Consider the following 21,090-nt stretch of genomic DNA (forward strand, 5'->3'; position numbering starts at 1 on the left):
ACGGTGTCCGGATGAGATTCGTGAGCGTTCATCGCCCCAAGAGAGACAAGCCGTATCCTTGCCCTTGCTGAGTGCCCACCTTCTCCGCACTCAACAAGTCGAGTTGCCGAGAATCTTGGCGTGTTGGCTGCGTACGCTCTGCGGCATGACCGCAAATGACTCGAAACACGCGGAATCCAGCGGCCTCACGTGGGTGAGCAGCTTGGGCGGCCCGCACATCCTCGTGCCGCAGGCAGCACTTCCGTACTGGCACGGAACGCCCAGGAACTACCCCGAGGACGAAGGCGACTACGGCCGTGCCTGCTCGGTGCCCGGATACATCGGGCTTATCCGGGTTGGTCCGGTCGAAGCCTTGGTTAAGGCTGAGCCGTCCCCTACGACGTTCCTCGCCGAACGAAGGGCCCTCATCTCCTGGGTCGGGGCGTACTCAGAGGAGGAACTGGTGGAGGTGGCTACGGAGGTCATGGACGCAGAGTCAGTGCCAGAAGGCGAGGAGTTGACGTATACCGTCGACGAGCCGCTGATTCTCTTCGATTCCGCTTATGGGCATGACGACATCTCCTCAGAAGAGCATCTCGTCGTCGACCTCGCCCCCGGTCGGTACACGGTACGCGCCGCATACGTGGAGCATCCAAGGGCGTATCTGATCCTCGTTCAGTTCACATGAGCCGAGCGCCAGCGCGTCAGAGAGAGTATGCGTCTTCCAGTTCGTGAAGGTCGCCGGGGAGGACCAGGTCCACGATGAGGGCGGGACGGCCGCCGCCGTTGTAGACGCTGGCCAGCACGCCGAGGACGGGTGCGGTCTTACGGAATTCCAGGAGCCTGGCTTCTTCCGTCGAAGGGTGTCGAGCGCTGAGCCGTTCCGCGACGTGTTCGAGCTTGAGGCCCTTGGCGTGCTGGAGATGCTGCCGGATGCCGGCGGTGAGCGGTTCAGACAGACCCAGGTCGGTACCTTCGGCCAGCTCTACCGGGCACCAGATGGTGACGAGGTCAACCGGCCGGTCGGCATCGCGGAACAGGACGCGCCGCATCATGACGGGTGACTTCTCGGGGACGCCGAGGAGCTTGGCGACGCTTGCGGGGGCCGGGTGCTCACCGACGCTTACCGGTGAGCCGTTCTCGTCGGCTTCCGCGCGGTCGAGTACGGCCCGGCCGGGCCGGGAGGCTTCCTCCGCCGCGGCCGGCGGCGTGGAATTCACGAAGGAGCCCTTGCCGTGCTCGCGCTCGATCACGCCGCGCAGCTGGAGCACCTGCAGCGCGCGGACAATGGTGGGCCGGCTGACGTGGAACTCAATGCCCGAGCCACCATCGCCGCAGCCCCGAAGATCCTCGCCGACCTCGTCGAGTTGGTTGCTGGAGCCGAAAAGGATGCCAACCGCACAATATGGTCAGGTCGGCCCTAGAAACTTAGTGAGCAAGTGGCTATAGGCGGCTTACTGACGATAAGAAGAATTATGGCTGCGACTCCGGAGGCCACAGTCGCAATGCCCCCAAGCGTGGCGATACACTCGCGGGGCTGAGTCCACAGCCCCCGATTGATCTGTGCCCAGCTGGATCGCGCAACGCGAATTTTCAGCTTCTGCCATTTGTGCTGCCGGCGATGGCAACCCAAGAGCTGTCCATAAGCGTTCTCTCGGCAATAGGTGCCATCACGATTTACGGCACCACACCATACGGGCATACAGAGTATGAAGTAATAGGTTGTCACGAGCGACAACGCCACGAGCACTATCGCGGCCAGGCCCGGTATCCATCCAAGGATGCCTGCTATAAGCACTCCGAAAGTCAGAAAGCCCCAGTACTTGGCCACATTTCCGCTACTCTTGCTCGCCACGCTGGGAACTTATCTAGCACTTCCCCCGTCCACCAGCAACATCTTGATGGCTGAGAGGTAAGCGAGTCGGAACTTTCGAAGTGAGAGCTAACAGCACGAACCCCGAACCCTGCCTCGTGTCAAACGTGATCTGCAACTTGACGAGCGAGAGCTGCTGCTCGGGTGATGTGGGCGTGGATGTGTCCGTAACGAGGGGAGCCCCGAGGTGCCAAGATCCGTCAGTTTCAGAGGACACAGCACCTTGCCGAATTGAGCTTTTAGCCTCGATCTTTCGCGCCCATCCGATAGCTGGCTGAGCTATCCGGCTGGAGTGTGATCTCGCGGTCGTGGTCAGGGTGATGGCCCGGCTGTCGCGCCGGTGGGCGGCGTTCCACGGGCCCGCGGGGTGTCTCCTGGTCGTAGGGATGATTCTGCCCTGGTCAGGTCGGTGCTGGCAGGGCTTGGAGTCGGGTGATGGCGGTGACCAGCTGGCCGGCCCAGGGCCAGGACGCGGCCACACGTAGGCGGAGGCGCCGTCCGCCGCGGACCAGGCGGGCGGCGACGGCGAACAGGCGCAGCCGCAGCCGTTTCGGCTCATAACGGCGAGCGGGGGTCTCGTGCAGGGCGAGCATCTGCATCCAGGCTATGAGTTCGCAGGCCAGCGCGACGATCTCCGTCCAGATCTGGTTCTGGGTGAAGTCGTGCAGCGGTGGGCAATCCCAGCTCTGCCAAGCCGGACCGGATCGCCTTCGATTCCTGATCGAGCAGACTCCGCGCCCTTGTGCCCCAGGTGGCGTCTATCCGGAAGCTGTCTCCCTCGAAGCGAGGGAACACATGCAGGTGGAAGTGGAAGACCTCCTGAAACGCTGCTTTCCCGTCCGCCAGGAAAATGTTCACGCCCTCACACCGCAAACCAGAGCGCCGTAGAGCCCGGCCCATCTGATGGCCGATCGTCCATACATGCGCACTCGTCTCCTCATCAAGGTCTTCCAACCCCACGGCGTGAACGCGTGGAATGACAAGGAGGTGACCTGGGGTGACGGCTCCTATGTCCATGATTACCATTACGCGGTCGTCTGCGTAGGGAACGCTCGCTTCAGCCTCGCCGCGAAGGATCGCGCAGAACACGCAGTCCGATCGGCCAAGATCTCCCATGGTCAACATGGTGACAGTGGGCGGCATCCACAGCGAATGCTTTTGGCTTGAGCAAGATCCGGCATGTGCGCGGGACGCACTTCCAGCCGTACAACCCTCGCCGATCCTGCCGGGAGCCCTGTCATGGGTAGGGGGATCGAGCTGATAAGTAAGAGGTCGGCCTCCGTTGCCGTGCCCCGTTGCGTGCCCGATCGGGCGGTGATCAAAGGGGGAGCAACGGGGAATCACGGGAAACGCGATCAGGCCGCTGAGCTGCGTCTGTGCAGGTCGGGCAAGATCGGCGGGCGTCTTTGCAAGCAGGCATTCTGAGGCTGTCCGGGAGCCACCGTGGGAGCCACCCGAACGGACCATCATGAACTGAGGCGAACAAGCTTGAACGATGATGCGACCGCCGACCAGCACGGCGAACGATCCTGAACGACCCTGGAGATCGTTTGGGGACCTTGTAAACAGAAGGTCTGGGGTTCGATTCCCCAAGGCGGCTCGCAGTTCAAAGGCCCCTTGCGATCATCGCGAGGGGCCTTTTTGATCTCTGTACAGCAGCGAAATACCGCAACGTCCTCAGTCGCCACCGTCCAAGCTCTGGCTCGCAAGCCCCCGCCCATGCCGGGCGGTGGTGGCGCGGCGCGCCCGGTTCGCGGCCGGGCGTTGCTCGACCATAGCCCGCCCCCCTCGGCCTCTGCGCAGAGCCCACACGTCGCGTGTCATGAGTCGCTGTGAGTGCCCGCGGAGGATCAGCTGGGTGTCATGCCACGTTGCCGTACTAGCGGTAGGTACACCTCGTCGACGATCTCGACAAGGACGTCGTCGGGTGCGGTCGGGATCCCGCGCATGACGAATTCGTTGCGCAGCAGGACGATGGCCACGGTGGCGACCCGTGGATGGAGCGCTTCGGGGGAAGCTTCACCGCGTGCGACCGCGCGCCCCAGAATGATCAGCCAGGGGGCGGCTGCGGCGTCGCCGGACTGTTCTTGCAGCTGCGCCAGGAGTTCCGACGTGCCGCCGGCTGCAGAGAGCAGTTCGCGCAGGATCGCGCCGAGGGGGGAGCTCCAGTGGCGGTTCGCCTGGCGTAGCAGCTCAAGGACGTCGCCGCGCAGATTGCCGGTGTCGGGGGGCGGGACTGTCGTGGCCAGTTGCCGATAGGCGGCGATGCCGAGCGTGAGGCGGTTTGGCCAGCGGCGGTAGATGGCGTTCTTGTTGGTGCCGGCGCGGGTGGCGACCTTGTCTATGGTCAATCCGCCGTATCCGGATTCGGTGAGCTCGTCCACTGCGGCGCGCAGGATCGCCTCCTCCAGGGCAGCTCCGCGTCGCCGCGTCTGCCCAGCACCTGGCTGCCTCATAGGGTTGCCTGCCATGGCCCCTTCCCGCAATCGGTACCGATCGTACCCTCCCATTCTGGTTGTCGCGTGCGCGTCTCCTCATTTAAGGTACGGTGCGTACCTTAAATTCCTGCTGGAAGCGAAGAAGGCGCGGCATGCGAGCCAAAGGCATCAGTTACGACACCGGCTTCGTCTACAACGGAGCGATCGGCCACAAACTCTTCGACTCGGAGGTAGTCAAGCGCGAGCTGCGCATCATCCGTGATGACCTGCACTGCACTGCGGTCCGCGTCATGGGTGGCGATCCGGAACGGATGGAGCTCGCGGCGGCGCACGCCGCCGACCTCGGCCTTGAGGTCTGGTTCTCTCCCTACCCTCTGGAACTGACCACCGATGAGATGCTGTCGCTGTTCGCCGACTGCGCCGCGCGCGCGGAGCGGATCAGGCAGCGGGGAGCCGAGGTCGTGTTCGTCGCCGGCGCCGAGCTCAGCCTGATGAACAAGGGATTCCTGCCCGGCGACAGCACCGACGAGCGAGTCGAGTTGCTGAGGCAGCCACATCGCGTGCGCGAGCAGATCGGCGAGATCAGCGCTCGCGTCAACGACTTCCTCGGCAGGGCCGTGGCACTGATCCGTGAGCACTTCGGCGGCAAGGTGACCTACGCCTCCGTACCGCTTGAGCGCGTCGACTGGACGCCGTTCGACATCATGTCCGTGGATCTGTACCGGTCGGCCGAGATCGCCGACCGCTTCGCCGAAGGCGTCCATAACCTCGTCGCCCAGGGAAAGCCGGTCGCGATCACCGAGTTCGGCGCGGCCGGCTACCGGGGTGCCGGCGATAGGGGTGCTCTCGGTCTGGAGATCGTCGAGTACGACAAGGACACCCGTGCACCTGTTCGGTTGCAGGGTGAGTACGCCCGCGACGAGGCCGGCCAGGCCGCGTATCTGCGCGAGCTGCTGGAGGCCTTCGAATTCGGAGGCATCGACAGCACCTTCGTGTTCACTTTCGCGCTCTACGACCACCCTCACCGCCCCGACGGCGACCCCCGCGAGGACCTGGACCTGGCCAGCTACGGCATCGTCAAAGTCCTCGAAAACCGTCGCGGAGACACCTACCCCGACATGCCATGGGAACCTAAGGCCGCGTTCACCGCCCTTGCCGAGTATTACCGAGGGCACTGAGACAGCGGACGCGATCTTGAGCAGGTTCCAGAGCCACCCGGAGTGCGCCCTGAGTGACTAGCTGAGTGATGACCGCCATGAACGACGCGAGCTTCACCAGCTGGTCGCCGGGTGGAATCCGTTCCGTCCGGCGACCAGTGAAGGCCGTGGGGGGAATTATTACGGGACGCTGTAAAGGAACCACATGTTGTACTGGTAATCACAGTGATACCAGGTCCACAGGTGGTTCTGGACGCCGTAGTCCCCGTACCGATAGCAGTCGGACGAGGAGTAGTAGACGTTACGAAGCGTGTCGGCCTGCGCGGGGGCGGCGTTCGCGATGACTGCCAGCCCACCGACCAAGGCGCCGGCGACGGCTAAAGCTCTGATTTTCCCCACTGACTCTCCTCGCAGTGTAGGTCGTGCCGAACTTCCACTGCGGAGCATTGCAGCGCGGACAATATGAGTACAGATCACGTTACCCGCCGTCGTTCCCCGACGGGGGCGACCTGCGGCTATACCGGGCAGACGCTGAAACTTTCCCCTGCGGATCTTTCACGCTCACATCCGGTTTCGGATGGGGGAGAACTGATCGGCTACGCCGGATGCCGGACGTCCTGATCAGGCCAGGTTGCCGGCCGGGATCCGTGCCGGAGCGAACTGCTCCTGAATCCAGTTCGGGTAGGCGATCGGCGGCCGGCTGACCTCGTCGAGCTCGGCGAGATCCTGCTCGGTGAGAGCCAGGTCGCCGGCGGCGATGTTGTCCGTGAGCTGTTCCACCTTGCGAGCGCCGACGATGACACTGGTGACGGCGCGCTGGGCGAGCAGCCAGGCGATGGCGACCTGAGCGGGGCTCACCTCGTGTCGCGCGGCGACGGTCCGCAGTACGTCGAGCACCCTGAAGCCCTTCTCCTCGTCGAAGGGCACGAAGTCGAAGCCGTTCCGGGCTCGACGGGAGTCGTGTTCGGTGGTCGCCCCGCCGCGGTCGAACTTGCCCGTGAGGAATCCGCCGGCAAGCGGCTGCCACACCGTCAGGCTCAGCCCGGCGTCCTCGGCCAAGGGCACCAGGTCACGCTCGGCGTCGCGCGACACCAGCGAGTAGAGCGTCTGATTGGCGGCGAACTTCGCCTGGTTGTGCAGCGCGGAGACGCCCAGCGCCTTGCTGATCTGCCAGGCGGCAAAGTTGGAACAGCCGATGTAGCGGATCTTGCCCTGCCGTACGGCGTCGTCGAGCGCGCTCAGCGTCTCCTCGATCGGCGTCACGTGGTCGTAGTTGTGGAGCTGATAGAGATCGATGTAATCGGTCTTCAGCCGACGCAGGCTGTCGTCCAGGGCCCGCATCACGTGAAGACGGGAGAGCCCCTGGTCGTTGGGCCCGGGCCCGACCGGAGCGAGCAGCTTGGTGGCGAGCACCACGTCCCGCCGGCGCCGCCCGATCGCCCGGCCGAGCAACTCCTCGCTCTCGCCGTCGGCGTAGACGTCGGCGGTGTCGAAGAAGTTGATCCCGGCGTCGAGTGCCGTGCCGACGACCCGATCCACTTCCTGTTGTCCGAGTGCTCCGATGGTGCGGTAAACCGGGTGCTCCTTGCCCCCGAACGTCATCGTGCCCAGGGAGATCTCGGAGACCCAGACCCCGGTGTGTCCCAGCAGACGATATTTCACAGCTACTCCTTCGTGCCGTACGTGCGGTCTACCGGCCGGCGACCAGGCGTTTCGCGCTCACCGGTCGCCGAGTCCGGACATCGTGTCCGAAAATTACGCTACACCGTGTCCGGACGAGGTGTAGTGTGACGTTGACCGCAAGGCGACGACTCTAGGATCCTGGACATGCCTTCGATCACCCGGCGACGCACCGCGAATGTCGGCCGCCCCACCTCGGCCGAGGCGGACATCCTGGCCGCGACGCAGCGTCTGCTGATCAACGGCGCGAACTTCACCGAGCTCGGCGTGCAACAGATCTGCACGGAGGCCGGAGTCGCCCGCTCGACCTTCTACAGCCACTTCCGCGACAAGGTCGACCTGCTCGTGCGCCTGGCCGCCGCGTTCACGGCCTCATCCTTCGACTTCGCCTCGGCATGGGCCCCATCGGACGGCGTCGAAGGTCTCGCGGACGCCTTCCTGCACGTGGTGAAGGTCTACCGGGAACACGCCGCCGTGCGGCGGGCGCTCGCCGAGGTCGCCACCTACGACGCGACCGTGCGTGACTTCTGGAGTGCGGAGCTCGACCAGTTCACGGACTGGACGATCGCGTTGCTCCGCGCTGAGCAGGAGGCGGGCCGCGCTCCCGCCGACCTGGACCCGGTGAGCGCTACCCGGGTGATCGTCATGGGCGGCGAACGGGCCCTCGTCGCCCACGTCACCGCCGAGGATTCCGGCAGCGACGCCGCGTTCGCCCGCGAGCTGGCACTGACCTGGTGGTACGGCGTCTACCGCCGCCCGGCGGACCACAGCAGGTAGGCGCCTAATGCGTCCTGTTTGCGGAAGCCCGCGTCATGGATGCGGGGCGGCGGCGGTCAGATGGTCTTGATCTGGCCGCCGTCGAGGATGAACTCGGCGCCGGTGGTGTTGGCGGAGCGGGCGGAGGCGAGGAATAGCACCAGGTCGGCGACCTCGCGGGCCTCGGTGACCCGGCCGGTGCTGATCCCCATGCTCTGTGGCACGACCTCGTCGAGCGCCTGCTGGGCGGTGACTCCGGCGCCGGCGGCCACGCTGTGCGCCATGCCGTCCTGTCCGGTCCAGAACGGGGTCCGCACCGGCCCGGGTGAGACGGCGTTGACCCGCACGCCGCGTGGTGCGAACTCCTCCGACAGCGCCTTGGTCAGGTTGGTCACCGCGGCCTTCGCCGCGGAGTAGTCGACCACTGTCGGGAACGGCAGCCGGGCGTTGATGCTGCTGATGTTGACGATCGTCCCGCCGTTTTCCAGCAGAGCGGGCAGGGCCGCCCTGCTGGTGCGCACGACGCTGAAGAAGGTCACGTCGAATATCCGCGCCCACTCGGCGTCGTCCACATCGAGGAAGCTCGACCGGGCGCTGCCGGCGCCGACGTTGTTGACCAGCACATCCAGGCGCCCGTACGCCGACAGCGCGGCATCGACGAGCCGCTGCGGGGTGCCCGCCTCGGTGATGTCGGCCAGCACCACGGTGGCGCCACGCGCGGCCAGGGCGTCGAGCTCGGGGGTGCTCGTGCGGCTGCTCGTCACCACGTGCGCACCCTCGTCGAGCAACGCCGCCGCGACGGCCAGACCGATGCCTTTGCTCCCGCCGGTGACGACGGCGACCTTGCCCTGCAGTTCGAGGTTCATGAGATTTCCCTTTGTTGACTGATCGGTTCCTAATTCGGGTAACAAAAAGTCAGTCGAGCGCGCCCAGGGCGACCTCCACGGCGTTGTTGAGGAACGCGCGATCCGCGCGGGCCTTGCCCATGACCCGCAGGCCCTGCAGGAACGTGGTCAGGAACTGGGCCAGCTCCCGCGGTTTCTTGTCCGCCGCGATGTCCCCGCGGGCCTGGGCCCGCTCCAACGCCCCGGCCAGCGCCGACTCGATCCGGCCCATGGTGCGGGAGACCTGCTGCACCGTGTCCTGGTGTGCCGAGCGCTCCGTGGCCGCATTGACCAGCAGGCACCCCAGCTCCGGATCGGCCAGGTCGGCCTCCGCCAGCTCCAACAGCGCCGCCCGGATGGCCGGACGCACCTGCTCCGCCCGGTCCAGCATCTCGATCAGCCCGGTCGCGTGGCGCTCGCAGTAACGGCCAAGCGCCATCGCGTAGAGCTGCTCCTTGGATCCGAACGCCTTGTACAGGCTGCCCCGGGCGATCCCGAGGCCCTCGACGAGATCCTCCGTCGAGGTCCCCTCGAACCCCTGACGCCAGAACAACTCCATCGCGCGGTCGACCGCCGCGTCGATGTCGAACGTCCTCGGCCTGCCCATGCCACGACCGTACCGATAAGGAACCGATCAGTCAACAACCGTGCTCAAGGATTGCCGCGGCGCCGGAACCTGCCGCTGACTCCGCCGAACAGCGCCATGCCTTTGATCACGACCACCGGCGCCGACGGGTCGACGTTCGGGCTGTTGTGCACGTCGTAGCCGCCGAAGATGCCGGCGCCCTGGCAGCGCACCTCGACTCCCTCCGGCAGGATGATCTCGGCCCCGCCGAAGATGGCGTTGATCGTGATCTCGACCTCTTTCGCCTCGAACAGGGCTTCGGTCAGGTCGAACCGCATGCCGCCGAAGACGGCCAGCGCCCTGGTGTTGCGCCGCACGCGCCAGCGGCCCTTGCGCTCGGCCCCGCCGAAGATGGCGACGATGGTGTCGGTCTCGGTGCTCTCGCTCTGCGGCGTGTAGTAGGCCGGGCTCGCGGCCGGACGGTGCTGCTCGACCTGGAGGTCCTGGGTGAGGACGTCGAGCTCTCCCACGGTCTTGGCCTGATAGAGGCTGTCCAGCCGCTCGGAGTACTCGTCGTGGCTCAGCTGGCCCGTGCTCAGGGCTTCCCCGAGCAGGGCGGCGGCCTGGTCCCTGTTGCTGTCCGAGGCGCGTAGATGCGACGTGGGGGAGTCCCGGCGCTGAGGGGGATTTTCCATGCTGGTCACGATAGTTCTCAATCGACCCGGCAGGGAGTTCGTCGCGCTTCGAAATGTTCTTGTAGCCGGTCGACGAAGAGCCGGGTGCCGTCGAGGGTGATCTCTACGGCGAAGGCCCCTTCCCTCGCCGGGAAGGGGCCTTCGCCGGCCGGATGCCCGCCCCCGTCGGCTCCCCTTACGCGACGGCGGCGGGAGTCCAGAGACCGTCGATCTCCTGCTGCGCCGTCGCGAGGCTCTTGTCGGCCAGCGGAATCAGCTCGGCCATCGCCGGTGTGACGTAGGAGAGGGTGAGCTCGGCCGTGATGAAGCGGGGCTGCAGGCCCGTCATGGACAGGCCGTGCGGCAGCCACGGCTCCGCGTGGTCCCATCCCTCGCGTGGGGTCCCCGCGCCGTAGCCGCCGCCGCGACTCGCGAGGACGAGGAAGTCACGCCCTCCCAGCAGGCCCTCGCCCGTCGCGGGGTCGTACGACAGCCCGGGGGCGATGAGGTGGTCGACCCAGGACTTGACGGTGCTGGGTGCGCCGTAGTTGTAGAGCGGGAGCCCGAGAACGATCGTGTCGGCCTGCCTCACCTCGCCGACCAACTGTTCCGTCAACCTCCACGAGGCCTCCTGGGCGGGGGTGTGCTGCTCTCGCGGGACTATCCGGGCCAGGCCGCCCTCCTGGTCGAAGTGCGGGAGCGGGGTCCTGCCCAGGTCGCGGTAGGTGACGGTGCCAGCGGGATGCGCGGCGCGCCAGGCGGCGACGGCCCGCGCGGTGAGCTTGCGGCTGACGGAACGCTCGCCCTGGATGCTCGCGTCGATGTGCAGCAAATGAGACATCTGATGACCTTTCACAGATGGTTGATGCTGCATCAATCATTAGTCTTCCACGCATCGCAGGTCAAGTCGGCTAGAGTTGGGCCATGACGTCACTGCCCGTCGTCAACCAGCCGGTGCACCGGTGCGGCGCGCTGCTCGAACACCTCGCGCGCCGTCTGCGCCTTCGTTCCGAGTCGGTGCTCGCGCCGCTCGGTCTGCGTCCCCGCCACCTCGTCGCCCTCACGGTGCTGCGGGAACGCGGCGGCAGCACCCAGCAGGCGCTCGCGAGCACGCTGGAGATGGACGGGACGAACGTCGTCGGGCTGCTCAACGACCTGGAAGCCGAGAAACTGATCGAACGGCGCCGGTCGCCGGAGGATCGCCGCAGGCATCTCGTCGAACTCACCGAGGCCGGCGCGAAGCTACTCGCGAAGGCCGAGTTCGCGCTGGCGGCGGTCGAGGACGAGGTGCTCGGCGCGCTCGACTACGACCAGCGCGAGAGTCTCTACGGCCTGCTCCGGCAGGTCGCCACCGGCAGTGCGGAGGCATGCGCCGAGGTGGCCGCCTGCGGCGAAGCCCCACTCTGCTGACAGTGGTGGGGCCGCCGGCCTGCCCGCATTCCTCGCCGTGATCACCCCGGCCGGCCGGGCGTCGGCCGGGTATGAATGTCGATCGTGACCGGGCCGACCCCCGGCCTGTTCGTGTGAACCCGCGGGGCCCCGGGCACGAAGGGCCCCGCGGGAGTACGGGTCAGCCGTTGATCTCCAGGGCCACGCGTACGGCCGACTCCAGCGCGCCCTCGATCCAGGAGTGCTTGAGCGAGGTGTGCTCGCCGGCGAAGTGCAGCGGGCCCTCGGCGACGGCGATGGAGGGGTGGATCTCGGTCATCTGGCCCGGTGTGAAGACCGCCGCCTCGCCGAAGGCGTAGCGGTTGCGCATCCAGCTCTGGGTCTGGCCGCGGCCGGTGTAGAACTCCGCGATGCGGTCCCCGTGCACCTCCTGGAGCCCGCGCAGCGCGTAGCCGTACCGCTCCTCGTCGTCCATCGAGTCCCAGCGGGTCGCGTCGTCGGCCCACGAGTAGCTGGCCAGCACGACGCCGCCCTCGCTGCCCGGCACCGGGTGCGAGGGGAAGTAGATGAACCGGTTGGCGTTGTCGCAGACCGACCCGCCGCCCATCGTGTGCGTCACCGGCCCGGGGCGGTAGCGGCCGCCGAGCTCGCGCTTCCAGTCCTGCTCGGTGAACTCCCACCAGCGCCTGCGGAACTCCAGCAGCACCTTGGTGGCGGAGTCGTAGTGCAGTTCCATGATCGAGCGGCGCTTGCGATAGGACAGGGCCGGCGCGATCTCGACGTGGCGCAACGCGGAGAACGGGACCGTGATGATCGCCACGTCTCCCTCGAAGGTCTCCCGCCGCGTCTGCCGGGTGAACTCCGACTCGGTGCTGCCCACCTCGCTGACCGTCGAGATGCGCACGCGGTGTCCGGACGTCTCGATCCGTACGGCCCTGCGGTCCATGCGGATCTCGTCGCGCAGGCCCGGCTCCAGCGCGTACGGCAGCTCCCTGCTGCCGCCGGCCATCTCCCAGTAGGTCACGGCCGGGTTGACGAGGCTGCGGGTGAGGAACGTGTGCATGAACGACAGCGGCAGCCGGGAGGTGAGGTTCTCCAGCGTGCCGATGGCGTCGATCGCCTCGTCGCCGAGCTTCGCGTGCTCGTTGAGGTAGGCGTACATCGAGTAGCCGTCGAAGTCGTACAGCAGGCGGGCCCAGCCCTCGATCTGCTCGGGCAGCGGTTTGTCGATCCGCTTGCCGCCCCTGCGTACGGAGAAGTAGTCCCTCGCCGGGTCCAGGGCGGTGTCGAGGATCTCGGCCGCGGTCCGGTCGTCCTTGAGGCCGAACGACGCGTTGATCCTGCGTGGATCCTTCGCGTACTCGTCGCGCCGCTGGGTGATGCCGTTGACGTGGAGGAACGTGTGGTTCGCGCGCGGGGGCGCCGTGAAGGCGCTCTTGGACGGGCCGGACCGCCACTCCTGTCCGGTGTAGGAGGTGTAGACGACCGGCGGCACCGGCCCGCGGGGGACGGCGCCGGGCGGCACGTCGACGTTGTAGAAGGGCCGGCGGGTGATACCCAGCTTGTCGATGAGCGCCAGCGTCAGCGGGTGGAAGTCCGGGATGCGCATGGCCCCCGCCTCGGCGTACTGCCGCCTGTCCTGGAAGCCCGTCTGGAAGGTCTTGATCCGGCCGCCGATCCGGTTGCCGTTGGCCTCGATGACGGTGACGTGGTGCCCGGCCCGCTTCAGCAGCGTCGCGGCCACCAGGCCGGAGATCCCGGCCCCGACGATCAGGACCTTCTTGGGCGTGCGGGTCTTCGGCAGGCCGTTGTCGATGAGCACCCGCAGGTAACGGTGCTTGAGGTCGTTGCCGTCCTTGTCGACGAGCAGATGGTCGCGCGCCACCTGAAGACAGGTCTGCCAGCGCTGTCCCGCGTACGGCGCGCGCGCCGCCGAGGCGGGGGGCGTGCCCAGGGACGGACTCATGACCGATCCCACCGCGCCCAGCCCGGCCAGCCTGGCGAATCCCCGACGGTCGATTGAGACCACGAACTCCTCCTCCGCGAGTCGACTACGGAGAGTGAGTGTCGGGGTCATGGTCACGCGACCGCACGCGACGCGCCGGGGGCGGGCAACTGGTGCCCCAGGCAATGGTCAAGACGAGGGGGCGTCGTCCAGTGTCCGCTCCCAGAACACCTCGTCATGCCATGCGCCGTCGAGGAAGATGTGGGCGTGGGCGACCCCCCAGGGCTGGAAGCCGTTGGCGCGCAGCACCCGCTGCGAGGCCAGGTTGTCCATCCGGGTGTGCGCCTCCGCGCGGTGCAGCCCGAGCTCCTCGGTCATCACGGTGAGTATCCGGCTCACCGCCCGGGTCGCGTGCCCCCGGCCGCTGGAGGCCGAGGCGACCCAGTAGCCCAGGAAGCCCTTCCGGAAGGGGGCGCGCAGGATCGTGCTCACGGTCACCTGACCGACGACCTCGCCGTCCGCGAGGATGACCGCCGGCCAGCGCTCGCCCCGGTCGTGCTCACCGAGCAGTTTCTCGATGCGCCGGCGCTGCCCGGCCTCCGTGTAGAACTCGTCCGGCTGGGCCGGTTCCCGGGCGGCGTACGCCCGTCTGTCGCGGGCGCGGTGCGCCGCGATCACCCCGGCGTCGTCCACCCGGATGAGCCGGATCGTGGTCTCTTCGTCCGCCATGTGGCCGTTCCTCCGCTTCTGTACCGTCCGGACTGCCGGGCGATCGTAACCCCGCCGGCGCCGTGCGGCAGGCCGGGAAAGTGACGGCTGGACCGGTTCACGCCGTCTCCCTAGCATTGGCCCGTGCGGCTGAACGTCCTCGGTCCCATGGAACTCGTCGTGGCCGGGCAGGCCGTGCCGGCCGGGCCGCCCAAGCAGCGGGCGCTCCTGGCCCTCCTCGTGATGAACGCCGATCGAGTGCTCCCCGCGGACGTGCTGACCGACCGGCTCTGGGGCGGCAGCCCGCCCGCGAGCGCGCAGGGCAGCCTTCAGGTGTACGTCTCGAATCTGCGCCGTCGCCTGGAGCCCGGCAGGAAGGCCGGGGCGCCGGCCACGGTCCTGGTCAGCGCGGCGGACGGATACGGCCTGATGACCGGCGGGATCCGCCTCGACACGCGGGACTTCGACGTGCTCGTGTCCACGGGGTCGGGACACCTCGGCGAGGGACGGCACGAGCAGGCGGCGGCCGTGCTCACCGAGGCGCTCGCCCTGTGGCGGGGCGACGCGTACGCGGACGCGCGGTCCGAGGAGTGGGCGCGGCCGGAGATCGCCCGCCTGGAGCAGCTCCGCCTCGACGCGGTCGAAGGGCTGGCGGAGGCGCTGCTGGGGCTGGGGCGCCACACGGACGTGGTCGCGCGGCTCGAACCGTTCGTGCACGACCACCCGCTGCGGGAGCGGGCTTGGGAGCTGCTCGCGCTGGCGCACTATCGGTCGGGCCGCCAGGCGGCGGCGCTGGCGTGCCTGCGCAGGGTGCGCGAGGTGCTGGCGGGCGAGCTGGGCATCGATCCGGGGCCCCGGCTGCGCGAGCTGGAGACCGCCGTGCTGCGCCAGGACGCCGCGCTGACCTCGCTGACCTCGCTGACCGCGGCGGCGAGACCCGCCGCGCCGCCGCCAGGACGGTCCGACTCCGGACGACACGATCCGGGGCGACACGATCCGGGGCGACGCGATCCGGGGCGACACGATCCGGGGCGACGCGATCCGGGGCGACGCGCGGACGACGGGCCGTTCGTGGGACGCGAGAGCGCGCTGGAGTTCCTGGCCGGCGCCGTGACGGCGGCGTCCACGGCCCGGCAGGTCGTGCTCGTGGACGGCGAGCCGGGGGTCGGCAAGACCCGCCTGCTCAGGAGGTTCCGCGCGACGGCCGGCGTCCCGGTGGGATGGGGGTCGAGCCCCGACCACGAGACGGCGCCCGCCCTGTGGCCGTGGGAGCAGGTGCTGCGCGACCTCGCGGACGCGGCGCCCGGCGCCGCCCTGCCCGAGGAGGTCCGCACGTTCCTGTCGGGCGGCGCGGCGGCGATCCCGGCGTACGACGCGCAGGGGGCGCGGCTGCGGTTCTTCGAGGCGGTGGGGACGTTCCTGGCCGATCTCGGCCCGGTGGCCGTCGTGCTGGAGGACGTCCACGCGGCCGACGACGCGACGCTGCGCCTGCTGGTCCACGTCGCGTCCACCGCGCGGCCGGGCCTGCTGGTGGTGGCCAGCTTCCGGCGGCACGAGGCGTCGGCGCTGACCGCCACCCTGTCGGCGCTGTCCCGGCTCGGCGCGCGCCGGCTGGGGCTCGACGGGCTCGCGGTCGAGGAGGTGCGCGCGCTGGTGCGGGAGCTGTCCGGCCGCGACCCCGGCAGCCGGAAGGCCGAGGAGCTGCGCGGCCGCACCGGGGGAAACCCGTTCTTCCTCGCCGAGCTGGCCCGGGCGGGTGAGGAGCTGCCGCAGGGCGTGCTCGACGTCGTGCTGCACCGGGTGGCCGGGCTGGGGGAGGAGACGGCCGCCCTGCTGGAGCTGGCCGCGGTCGCGGGCGACGAGTTCGAGGCGCGGGTCGTGGCCGAGGTCTCCGGGCGCGACCTGGGTGACCTGGTGCCGTCGCTGGAGGCGGCGCTGGCGGCCGGTCTGATCCGCGAGTCGGGCGCCAGGCTGGGCGGGTACGCGTTCGCGCACGCCCTGGTGACCGACGCGTTGCTGTCGCGCCGCTCCCGGCTGTGGCGGGCGGGCGTGCACGCGCGGCTGGCCGGCGTGCTCACCCATGAGTACGGAGACCGGGACGACCAGGCGGCGGCCATCGCGCGGCACTGGCTGGCGGCGGCCGAGCTGGGCCCTGAGCCGGCCCGCATGGCGATGGACTACGCCGCCCGGGCCGCGCGGGCGGCCATGCGCAGGCACGCGCTCGACGACGCGGCCACCTCATGGCAGGAGGCGCTGGCGGCGGCCGAGCTCGCCGGGGCGGAGGCGGCCGAGCGGTTCGAGCTCGCGGTCGGCCTGGCGGACAGCCGCTACGCCGCCGGGCGGTACGACGAGGGTTATGAGGCGATCGAACAGGCGCTGGCCCTCGCCGGAGACGATCTGGAGCGGGCCGTCAGGGCCGCCGACATCGCGATGGGGCATGGCATCTGGGTCCCCTTCCGGCACAGCCTCGACGTGCGCGTCCTGCGGCAGTCGATGGACCGCGCCGTGCGCGAGCTGGCGCGAGACGCCCCCGCCTGGGCGTCCGCGCAGGCCGTGCGGGCCGTCGTGCTGGCCCAGACCGGCGGTGAGGACCAGGTCGAGCGGGTCTCGTCGCAGGCCGTGGCGGCGGCCGAGCGGCTGGGCGACCCCGCGCTGCTGCGGCGCGTGCTCCATCTGCGGCTGCTCGCCATGCAGGGGCAGGACTTCATCGACCAACTGGCCGAGACCGCGCAGCGCCTGCTGGCGCAGCCGGACCTGTCGTCCCAGCTCACCGCGGTCGCGCAGCTCCACCTCGTCGCTCATCTCGTCGAGTACGGCCGGGTGGCGGAGGCGCGCGAGTTGCTGACCGAGACCGACGCCCTGCTGCGCGACCTGCACAACCCGACGCTGGCGCTGCAGGCGGCGATCGCGCACGTGGGGCTCGACCTGTTCCAGGGCGTGCCGGAGCCGACCCGCCACGTCGAGCGGGCCGGGGCGACGTCGTCCTTCTCCGACCTCGCGTACTTCGAGGTGGGCATGCTCGCCGTACGGGCCGAGACGCTCCTCCAGGAGAACCGTCTCAGCGCGGAGGTGGAACAGCTCGAGGAGATGTTCCGGCGTACGGGCCTGGCGGGGCTCGCCTACGTCCTGGCGTACGCGCTGGCGGACCTGGGCGAGCGTGAGCGCGCGCTGCGGCTGCTGCGTGAGACCCCTCTCCCGCCGCGCGACTACCACTGGGCGATGGCCACCATGTGCCGGCTGCACGCGGCGATCCGGCTGGGCGAGCTGGACGTCGTGCGGGAGGTCTACGACGCGTTCCGTCCCTTCGCCGGCCTGCTGCACGTCAACGGCACCTGCACCACCGTCGACGGGGCGTACGACGGCCACCTGGGCGAGGCCCTGCTGGCGCTGGGAGACCACGCGGGAGCGCGGGCCCATCTGCGGGAGGCGGTGCGCCTCCTTGAGGAGGCGGGCGCCGGCTACTGGCTGACAAGGGCCCGACAAGCCCTCGACAAGTGCTCATAAGGGCAGGAAACACACGCTGTTCCCCACACACGTGAGGGAGCAGATGATCACACAAGAACACCTCGCCGGCTTCCTGCTGATGCACGCCGGCTTCCGGGCGGAGTTCGGCCGCCTGGCCGAGGCGTGCCGCGGCCCCAGGGACGGCGAGCACGAGGAACTCCTGGAGGAGCAGCTCGCGCTCGTGCTCGAGATGCTCCACGCCCACCACACCCACGAGGACGCCACGCTGTGGCCCACGCTCGTCGCCCACGCCCCGGAGGCGGCGGACGTGCTGGCCGAGCTGGAGTCCGAGCACGCCGTGCTCGACCCGCTCGTGGCGGCCGCCGCCGACCGCGCGGTGCCCCTGCCGGAGCGCGCTCCCGCGCTGCGGCGGCTGCACGAGCTGGTCAACGAGCACCTCGACCATGAGGAGCGCACGGCCGTGCCGCTGATGCTCCGGCACCTCACACCCGACGACATCGAGGCGGACAGGCGCAAGGCGACGGCCGACTTCGGCCGCCGCAGGATCCCCGTCATCTTCGGCTGGCTCGCCTCCAGCGCCGGCCCCGCCCTGCTCACGGCCGCGTTCGCGGACCTGCCGGTCGTGGCCCGGCTGATGTTCCGCCTGTTCTGGTGGCCCGCCTACCAGCGGCGGTTCGCCCGGCTGTACGGCGCCTCCGTCTCGCTGCCCGCACCCCTGGAGTCATGATGACCACCCTGATCAACGCGACCGCCCAGGCCACCCCGGCCACCCCGGCCGCCTGGCCGCGCGAGGCGGCCGAGCTGTTCGACCGCGCCGTCGTCTGCGAGTACGCCTCGCTCACCCGCGACGGACGGCCCATCACCTGGCCGGTCACGCCGTACGCCGGCCCGGGCGGCACGCTCGACGTGAGCACCGGCCTCACCTATCCCGACAAGGCGGAGCGGGCCCGCCGCGACCCGCGTGTCGCGCTGCTGTACTCCTCCGCCGAAGGCAGCGGCCTCGACCGGCCGCCCGTCGTCCTCGTGCAGGGCCGGGCCGCCGTACGCGACGCGGATCTGCAGGCCAACACCGACAGGTACGTACGGGAGTCCCTGGCCAGGACGGGCTCCGGGTTCGCCGGGATGCCGTGGTTCCTGACGAAGCGGCTGGGGTGGTACTTCGCCCGCATCTATGTGGAGGTGACCCCCGAGCGGATCGTCTGGTGGCCCGAGGGCGACCTGTCCGGGACACCGAAGGTGTGGACCCGGCCCGGTGAGGCGGTCGCGCCCGTCTCCGACCCCGCTCCGAACGGCCCCCGGCTGCCGAGCCGGTCCGTCGCGCCGGCGGACTGGCGGCCCTTCGCCGGCCGCGCGGCCCGTCTGGGCGATCCCGTCGTCACCATGGTCGACGCCGGCGGCATGCCGCTGGCCGTGCGCACCCGCTCGGCCGTACGCACCGAGGCGGGCTTCGACCTGCTGCTGCCCGCGGGCGTCGAGGCCGTCGCGGGGCCGGTGTGCCTCACCTTCCATCGGCACGGCCCGGAGATGGAGTGGCAGGAGAACGTGGTGCTCGTCGGGACCGCGACGGGGGAGGGCGACCGGCTGGCCGTACGGGTCGAGCGGGCCCTGAACGACTGGAGCCTCGCCGGGAGCGGCCGCGAGCGGTTCCGGTCGTTCCTCGGCCAGGGCAGGGTGCTCAGGAAGCGCCTGCGCGCCGAGGCCGGGCGCCGGGGCCAGCCCGTGCCCGTCGTCCGCCGCCCCCGCACCTGATCGACCATGCGGCAGCATGGTGGGATGGCGAAGGGATCACCGCTGTGGCGCGACCGGGATTTCACCGTGTTCTGGGCGTCCCAGACGCTGTCGGTCGCCGGTGACTCCTTCGCCCTCATCGCCGTTCCGCTGCTTGTGCTGCACGTGACCGGGTCGGTCGCGCAGATGGGCCTGCTGACCGGCCTGGCAAGCGCCGCGTCGGTCGCGGCGGGGGTCTTCGCCGGGGTCCTGGTCGACCGGCTCGACCGCAGGCGCCTGCTGATCTGGTGTGACGTGGCGAGGATGGCGTTGTACGGCGTCGTCCCGGTCGCCTGGGCCTTCGGCCCGAAGATCTGGCTGCTCTACGTGGTCCTGCCGCTCAGCGAGGCGATCGGCATGGTCTTCCAGGTCGCGTACGTCACGGCGGTGCGGGGCCTGGTCGACGCGGACCGGATCACCGAGGCCAACGGGCGGCTGTACGCCACCGCCGCCGCGGCGGGAATCGGCGGGCCGCTGCTGGCCGGGGTGGTGGCGGGCTGGTTCGGGCCCACGGCCGCCGTCGCGATCAACGCGGCCAGCTTCGGGGTCTCCGCGCTGGGCGTCCTGCTGATCCGGCTCAGGCGGCAGCCGGCGCCCCCGCCCTCGGCGAAGGAGGCACGGGGGCCCTGGCACGAGCTGCTCGCCGGAGCCCGTTTCCTGTGGCGGCAGCCGGTGCTGCGTGCCCTGACCGTCCTGCTGTCGTTCTTCATCTTCCTGACCCTCGGGCTGACCGACGTGCTGATCTATCACCTCAAGCACGACCTCGGCCAGTCCGACGGCGCCGTGGGGGTGGTGCTCGCGGCCGCCGCGCTGGGCACCGTCGCCGGCTCGCTCCTCGTCGGTCCCGTACGCCGCCGGCTGGGGTTCGGCGCGTCCTGGATCGGGGCGATCGCGGTCGCCGGGCTCGCCATCGTGGGGCTCGGCGTGTCCACCGGTGTCCCCGTGGCCGGGGCGGCGGCCGCCGCCTACCTCGCCTGCGTCAGCGTGGCCGGGATCTGCTCGATGTCGCTGCGCCAGCAGGTCACCCCCGACCACCTGCTGGGCAGGGTCACCTCGGCCTTCTGGACGATCCACTTCTCGCTGGGCCCGGCGGGGGCGGCCGTGCTGACCTGGGGCGCGCAGAGTCACGGCGTCGAGGTGGTCTGCCTGCTGGCGGGGGCGGCCTGCCTGCTGATCGCGTTCGCCGCGTTCTTCACGCCCATCCGCCAGCAGAACCCGGAGCTGTCCGGCGCCACCGGCTGACGGCTCACGTCCCGCGGCCCGGCCTGACCCCGCCCCTCAGCGGCCCGGCCCGGACGGCTCCCGGTCGACCAGGCGGCGAACCAGGTCCACCGCGCTCGCGAGCGTCTCCCGCTCGGAGGGGGACAGCGTGTCCTCGATCGCCTCGGCGAGCCAGTCGGCCCGCCGGGTGCGCACCTGTTCCAGGGCGTCGAGCCCGGCGGCGGTCAGCGAGACGGGGGCCTTGCGGCCGTCGACGGGATGGGTGCCGCGTTCGGCGAGCCCCTGGTCGATCAGCTGGCCGACGGTGCGCGCCATCGACTGCGGGCGCACCCCCCGGGCGGCGGCGAGGTCACTGGTGGTCATCGGGCCCTGCCGGCCGAGCAGACCGATCACCGCGATGATCCCCGGAGGCATCGGGTCGTCCTCGCGCACCCGCCTCACCAGTTGCCCGACCACGAGCCGCAGCTCGGCGGCGACCTCGGACGCGTCCCTCATGGGGCTCAGCGTAACCGAACTGTACAGCCTTGCTGGCAATGTATTCAGCATGGCTGTACAGTTCAGCTGTCTATCTCTGGCCGGCTGACTATCC

At 69.6% G+C, this 21,090-nt stretch carries 21 protein-coding genes and 1 pseudogene; 9 read left to right on the forward strand and 13 right to left on the reverse strand.

The window, feature by feature from the left end:
* The first annotated feature begins 145 nt into the window (after nucleotides 1-145).
* On the forward strand, nucleotides 146-667 hold the full coding sequence (locus ACGFIB_RS14190; RefSeq protein ID WP_393371756.1) for an Imm21 family immunity protein: 522 nt from the start codon (nucleotides 146-148) through the stop codon (nucleotides 665-667).
* A 16-nt stretch (nucleotides 668-683) separates the two neighbouring features.
* Here the strand turns inward: ACGFIB_RS14190 and ACGFIB_RS14195 are convergent, their stop codons facing one another.
* On the reverse strand, nucleotides 684-1,232 hold the full coding sequence (locus ACGFIB_RS14195) for a GntR family transcriptional regulator (protein WP_393371760.1): 549 nt from the start codon (nucleotides 1,230-1,232) through the stop codon (nucleotides 684-686).
* Here ACGFIB_RS14195 and ACGFIB_RS14200 point away from each other — a divergent pair.
* Entirely contained in the window at nucleotides 1,215-1,403 is a 189-nt protein-coding gene (locus ACGFIB_RS14200) for a hypothetical protein (protein ID WP_393371763.1), read from the forward strand. The two genes, ACGFIB_RS14195 and ACGFIB_RS14200, sit on opposite strands and share 18 nt — an antisense overlap.
* 850 nt (nucleotides 1,404-2,253) lie before the next feature.
* On the opposite strand, the pseudogene ACGFIB_RS14205 reads toward ACGFIB_RS14200, so the two are convergent.
* The 3 genes and pseudogenes from ACGFIB_RS14205 to ACGFIB_RS14215 all read right to left on the reverse strand — a co-directional run.
* A pseudogene (locus ACGFIB_RS14205) lies at nucleotides 2,254-2,523 on the reverse strand (transposase); the annotation flags it as partial.
* Nucleotides 2,408-3,322, reverse strand: a complete 915-nt coding sequence (locus ACGFIB_RS14210; protein ID WP_393372782.1) for an HIT family protein — start codon at nucleotides 3,320-3,322, stop codon at nucleotides 2,408-2,410. The pseudogene ACGFIB_RS14205 and the gene ACGFIB_RS14210, both read right to left, overlap by 116 nt.
* Nucleotides 3,323-3,702: 380 nt before the next feature.
* Nucleotides 3,703-4,323 carry a TetR/AcrR family transcriptional regulator gene (locus ACGFIB_RS14215; protein WP_393371766.1) on the reverse strand — a complete coding sequence of 207 codons (621 nt, stop codon included), beginning with the start codon at nucleotides 4,321-4,323 and terminating at the stop codon, nucleotides 3,703-3,705.
* A 119-nt stretch (nucleotides 4,324-4,442) separates the two neighbouring features.
* On the opposite strand from ACGFIB_RS14215, the gene ACGFIB_RS14220 reads away from it, so the two are divergent.
* Nucleotides 4,443-5,468 carry a hypothetical protein gene (locus ACGFIB_RS14220; protein ID WP_393371768.1) on the forward strand — a complete coding sequence of 342 codons (1,026 nt, stop codon included), beginning with the start codon at nucleotides 4,443-4,445 and terminating at the stop codon, nucleotides 5,466-5,468.
* Between the two features lie 159 nt (nucleotides 5,469-5,627).
* Here the strand turns inward: ACGFIB_RS14220 and ACGFIB_RS14225 are convergent, their stop codons facing one another.
* Nucleotides 5,628-5,846, reverse strand: a complete 219-nt coding sequence (locus tag ACGFIB_RS14225) for a hypothetical protein (protein ID WP_393371771.1) — start codon at nucleotides 5,844-5,846, stop codon at nucleotides 5,628-5,630.
* Nucleotides 5,847-6,068: 222 nt separating this feature from the next.
* The gene (locus ACGFIB_RS14230) at nucleotides 6,069-7,109 is read right to left on the reverse strand and encodes an aldo/keto reductase (protein WP_393371774.1); all 1,041 of its coding nucleotides are present in this window, start codon (nucleotides 7,107-7,109) and stop codon (nucleotides 6,069-6,071) included.
* A gap of 165 nt (nucleotides 7,110-7,274) precedes the next feature.
* Between ACGFIB_RS14230 and ACGFIB_RS14235 the strand changes: the two genes are divergently transcribed.
* Nucleotides 7,275-7,904 carry a TetR/AcrR family transcriptional regulator gene (locus ACGFIB_RS14235; protein ID WP_357249590.1) on the forward strand — a complete coding sequence of 210 codons (630 nt, stop codon included), beginning with the start codon at nucleotides 7,275-7,277 and terminating at the stop codon, nucleotides 7,902-7,904.
* A 56-nt stretch (nucleotides 7,905-7,960) separates the two neighbouring features.
* On the opposite strand, the gene ACGFIB_RS14240 is transcribed toward ACGFIB_RS14235, so the two are convergent.
* The 4 genes from ACGFIB_RS14240 to ACGFIB_RS14255 form a co-directional block, all read right to left on the reverse strand.
* Complete coding sequence (locus ACGFIB_RS14240; RefSeq protein ID WP_142574431.1) at nucleotides 7,961-8,749, reverse strand: oxidoreductase; 789 nt, start codon at nucleotides 8,747-8,749, stop codon at nucleotides 7,961-7,963.
* Nucleotides 8,750-8,798: 49 nt separating this feature from the next.
* Nucleotides 8,799-9,374 (reverse strand): TetR/AcrR family transcriptional regulator, encoded by a 576-nt coding sequence (locus ACGFIB_RS14245; protein WP_393371779.1) that lies wholly within the window; start codon nucleotides 9,372-9,374, stop codon nucleotides 8,799-8,801.
* A 44-nt stretch (nucleotides 9,375-9,418) separates the two neighbouring features.
* Nucleotides 9,419-10,027 (reverse strand): DUF1707 SHOCT-like domain-containing protein, encoded by a 609-nt coding sequence (locus ACGFIB_RS14250; protein WP_393371782.1) that lies wholly within the window; start codon nucleotides 10,025-10,027, stop codon nucleotides 9,419-9,421.
* A gap of 175 nt (nucleotides 10,028-10,202) precedes the next feature.
* Nucleotides 10,203-10,847 (reverse strand): FMN-dependent NADH-azoreductase, encoded by a 645-nt coding sequence (locus tag ACGFIB_RS14255; protein ID WP_357249600.1) that lies wholly within the window; start codon nucleotides 10,845-10,847, stop codon nucleotides 10,203-10,205.
* 83 nt (nucleotides 10,848-10,930) lie between these two features.
* Between ACGFIB_RS14255 and ACGFIB_RS14260 the strand changes: the two genes are divergently transcribed.
* Nucleotides 10,931-11,416: a MarR family winged helix-turn-helix transcriptional regulator gene (locus ACGFIB_RS14260; protein ID WP_393371785.1), complete on the forward strand. Its 486-nt coding sequence runs from the start codon at nucleotides 10,931-10,933 to the stop codon at nucleotides 11,414-11,416.
* Between the two features lie 160 nt (nucleotides 11,417-11,576).
* Here the strand turns inward: ACGFIB_RS14260 and ACGFIB_RS14265 are convergent, their stop codons facing one another.
* Both ACGFIB_RS14265 and ACGFIB_RS14270 read right to left on the reverse strand, forming a co-directional pair.
* Nucleotides 11,577-13,424, reverse strand: coding sequence for an FAD-dependent oxidoreductase (locus ACGFIB_RS14265; protein ID WP_393371786.1), 1,848 nt, complete (start codon nucleotides 13,422-13,424; stop codon nucleotides 11,577-11,579).
* Between the two features lie 105 nt (nucleotides 13,425-13,529).
* Nucleotides 13,530-14,069 (reverse strand): GNAT family N-acetyltransferase, encoded by a 540-nt coding sequence (locus tag ACGFIB_RS14270; RefSeq protein ID WP_357249607.1) that lies wholly within the window; start codon nucleotides 14,067-14,069, stop codon nucleotides 13,530-13,532.
* Between the two features lie 123 nt (nucleotides 14,070-14,192).
* On the opposite strand from ACGFIB_RS14270, the gene ACGFIB_RS14275 reads away from it, so the two are divergent.
* The 4 genes from ACGFIB_RS14275 to ACGFIB_RS14290 are packed head-to-tail and all read left to right on the forward strand — an operon-like array spanning nucleotide 14,193 to nucleotide 20,522.
* On the forward strand, nucleotides 14,193-17,552 hold the full coding sequence (locus ACGFIB_RS14275; RefSeq protein WP_393371790.1) for a BTAD domain-containing putative transcriptional regulator: 3,360 nt from the start codon (nucleotides 14,193-14,195) through the stop codon (nucleotides 17,550-17,552).
* Between the two features lie 43 nt (nucleotides 17,553-17,595).
* The gene (locus ACGFIB_RS14280; RefSeq protein WP_142574438.1) at nucleotides 17,596-18,240 is read left to right on the forward strand and encodes a hemerythrin domain-containing protein; all 645 of its coding nucleotides are present in this window, start codon (nucleotides 17,596-17,598) and stop codon (nucleotides 18,238-18,240) included.
* Nucleotides 18,237-19,262 (forward strand): hypothetical protein, encoded by a 1,026-nt coding sequence (locus ACGFIB_RS14285; protein ID WP_393371793.1) that lies wholly within the window; start codon nucleotides 18,237-18,239, stop codon nucleotides 19,260-19,262. Before ACGFIB_RS14280 ends, ACGFIB_RS14285 begins: the two co-directional genes overlap by 4 nt.
* Nucleotides 19,263-19,286: 24 nt before the next feature.
* Nucleotides 19,287-20,522 (forward strand): MFS transporter, encoded by a 1,236-nt coding sequence (locus tag ACGFIB_RS14290; RefSeq protein ID WP_208762411.1) that lies wholly within the window; start codon nucleotides 19,287-19,289, stop codon nucleotides 20,520-20,522.
* Between the two features lie 36 nt (nucleotides 20,523-20,558).
* Here the strand turns inward: ACGFIB_RS14290 and ACGFIB_RS14295 are convergent, their stop codons facing one another.
* Nucleotides 20,559-20,996 carry a MarR family winged helix-turn-helix transcriptional regulator gene (locus ACGFIB_RS14295; RefSeq protein WP_357029358.1) on the reverse strand — a complete coding sequence of 146 codons (438 nt, stop codon included), beginning with the start codon at nucleotides 20,994-20,996 and terminating at the stop codon, nucleotides 20,559-20,561.
* Between the last annotated feature and the right edge of the window lie 94 nt (nucleotides 20,997-21,090).

The sequence above is a fragment of the Microbispora bryophytorum genome, from assembly GCF_043197435.1.
GTDB lineage: Bacteria > Actinomycetota > Actinomycetes > Streptosporangiales > Streptosporangiaceae > Microbispora > Microbispora bryophytorum.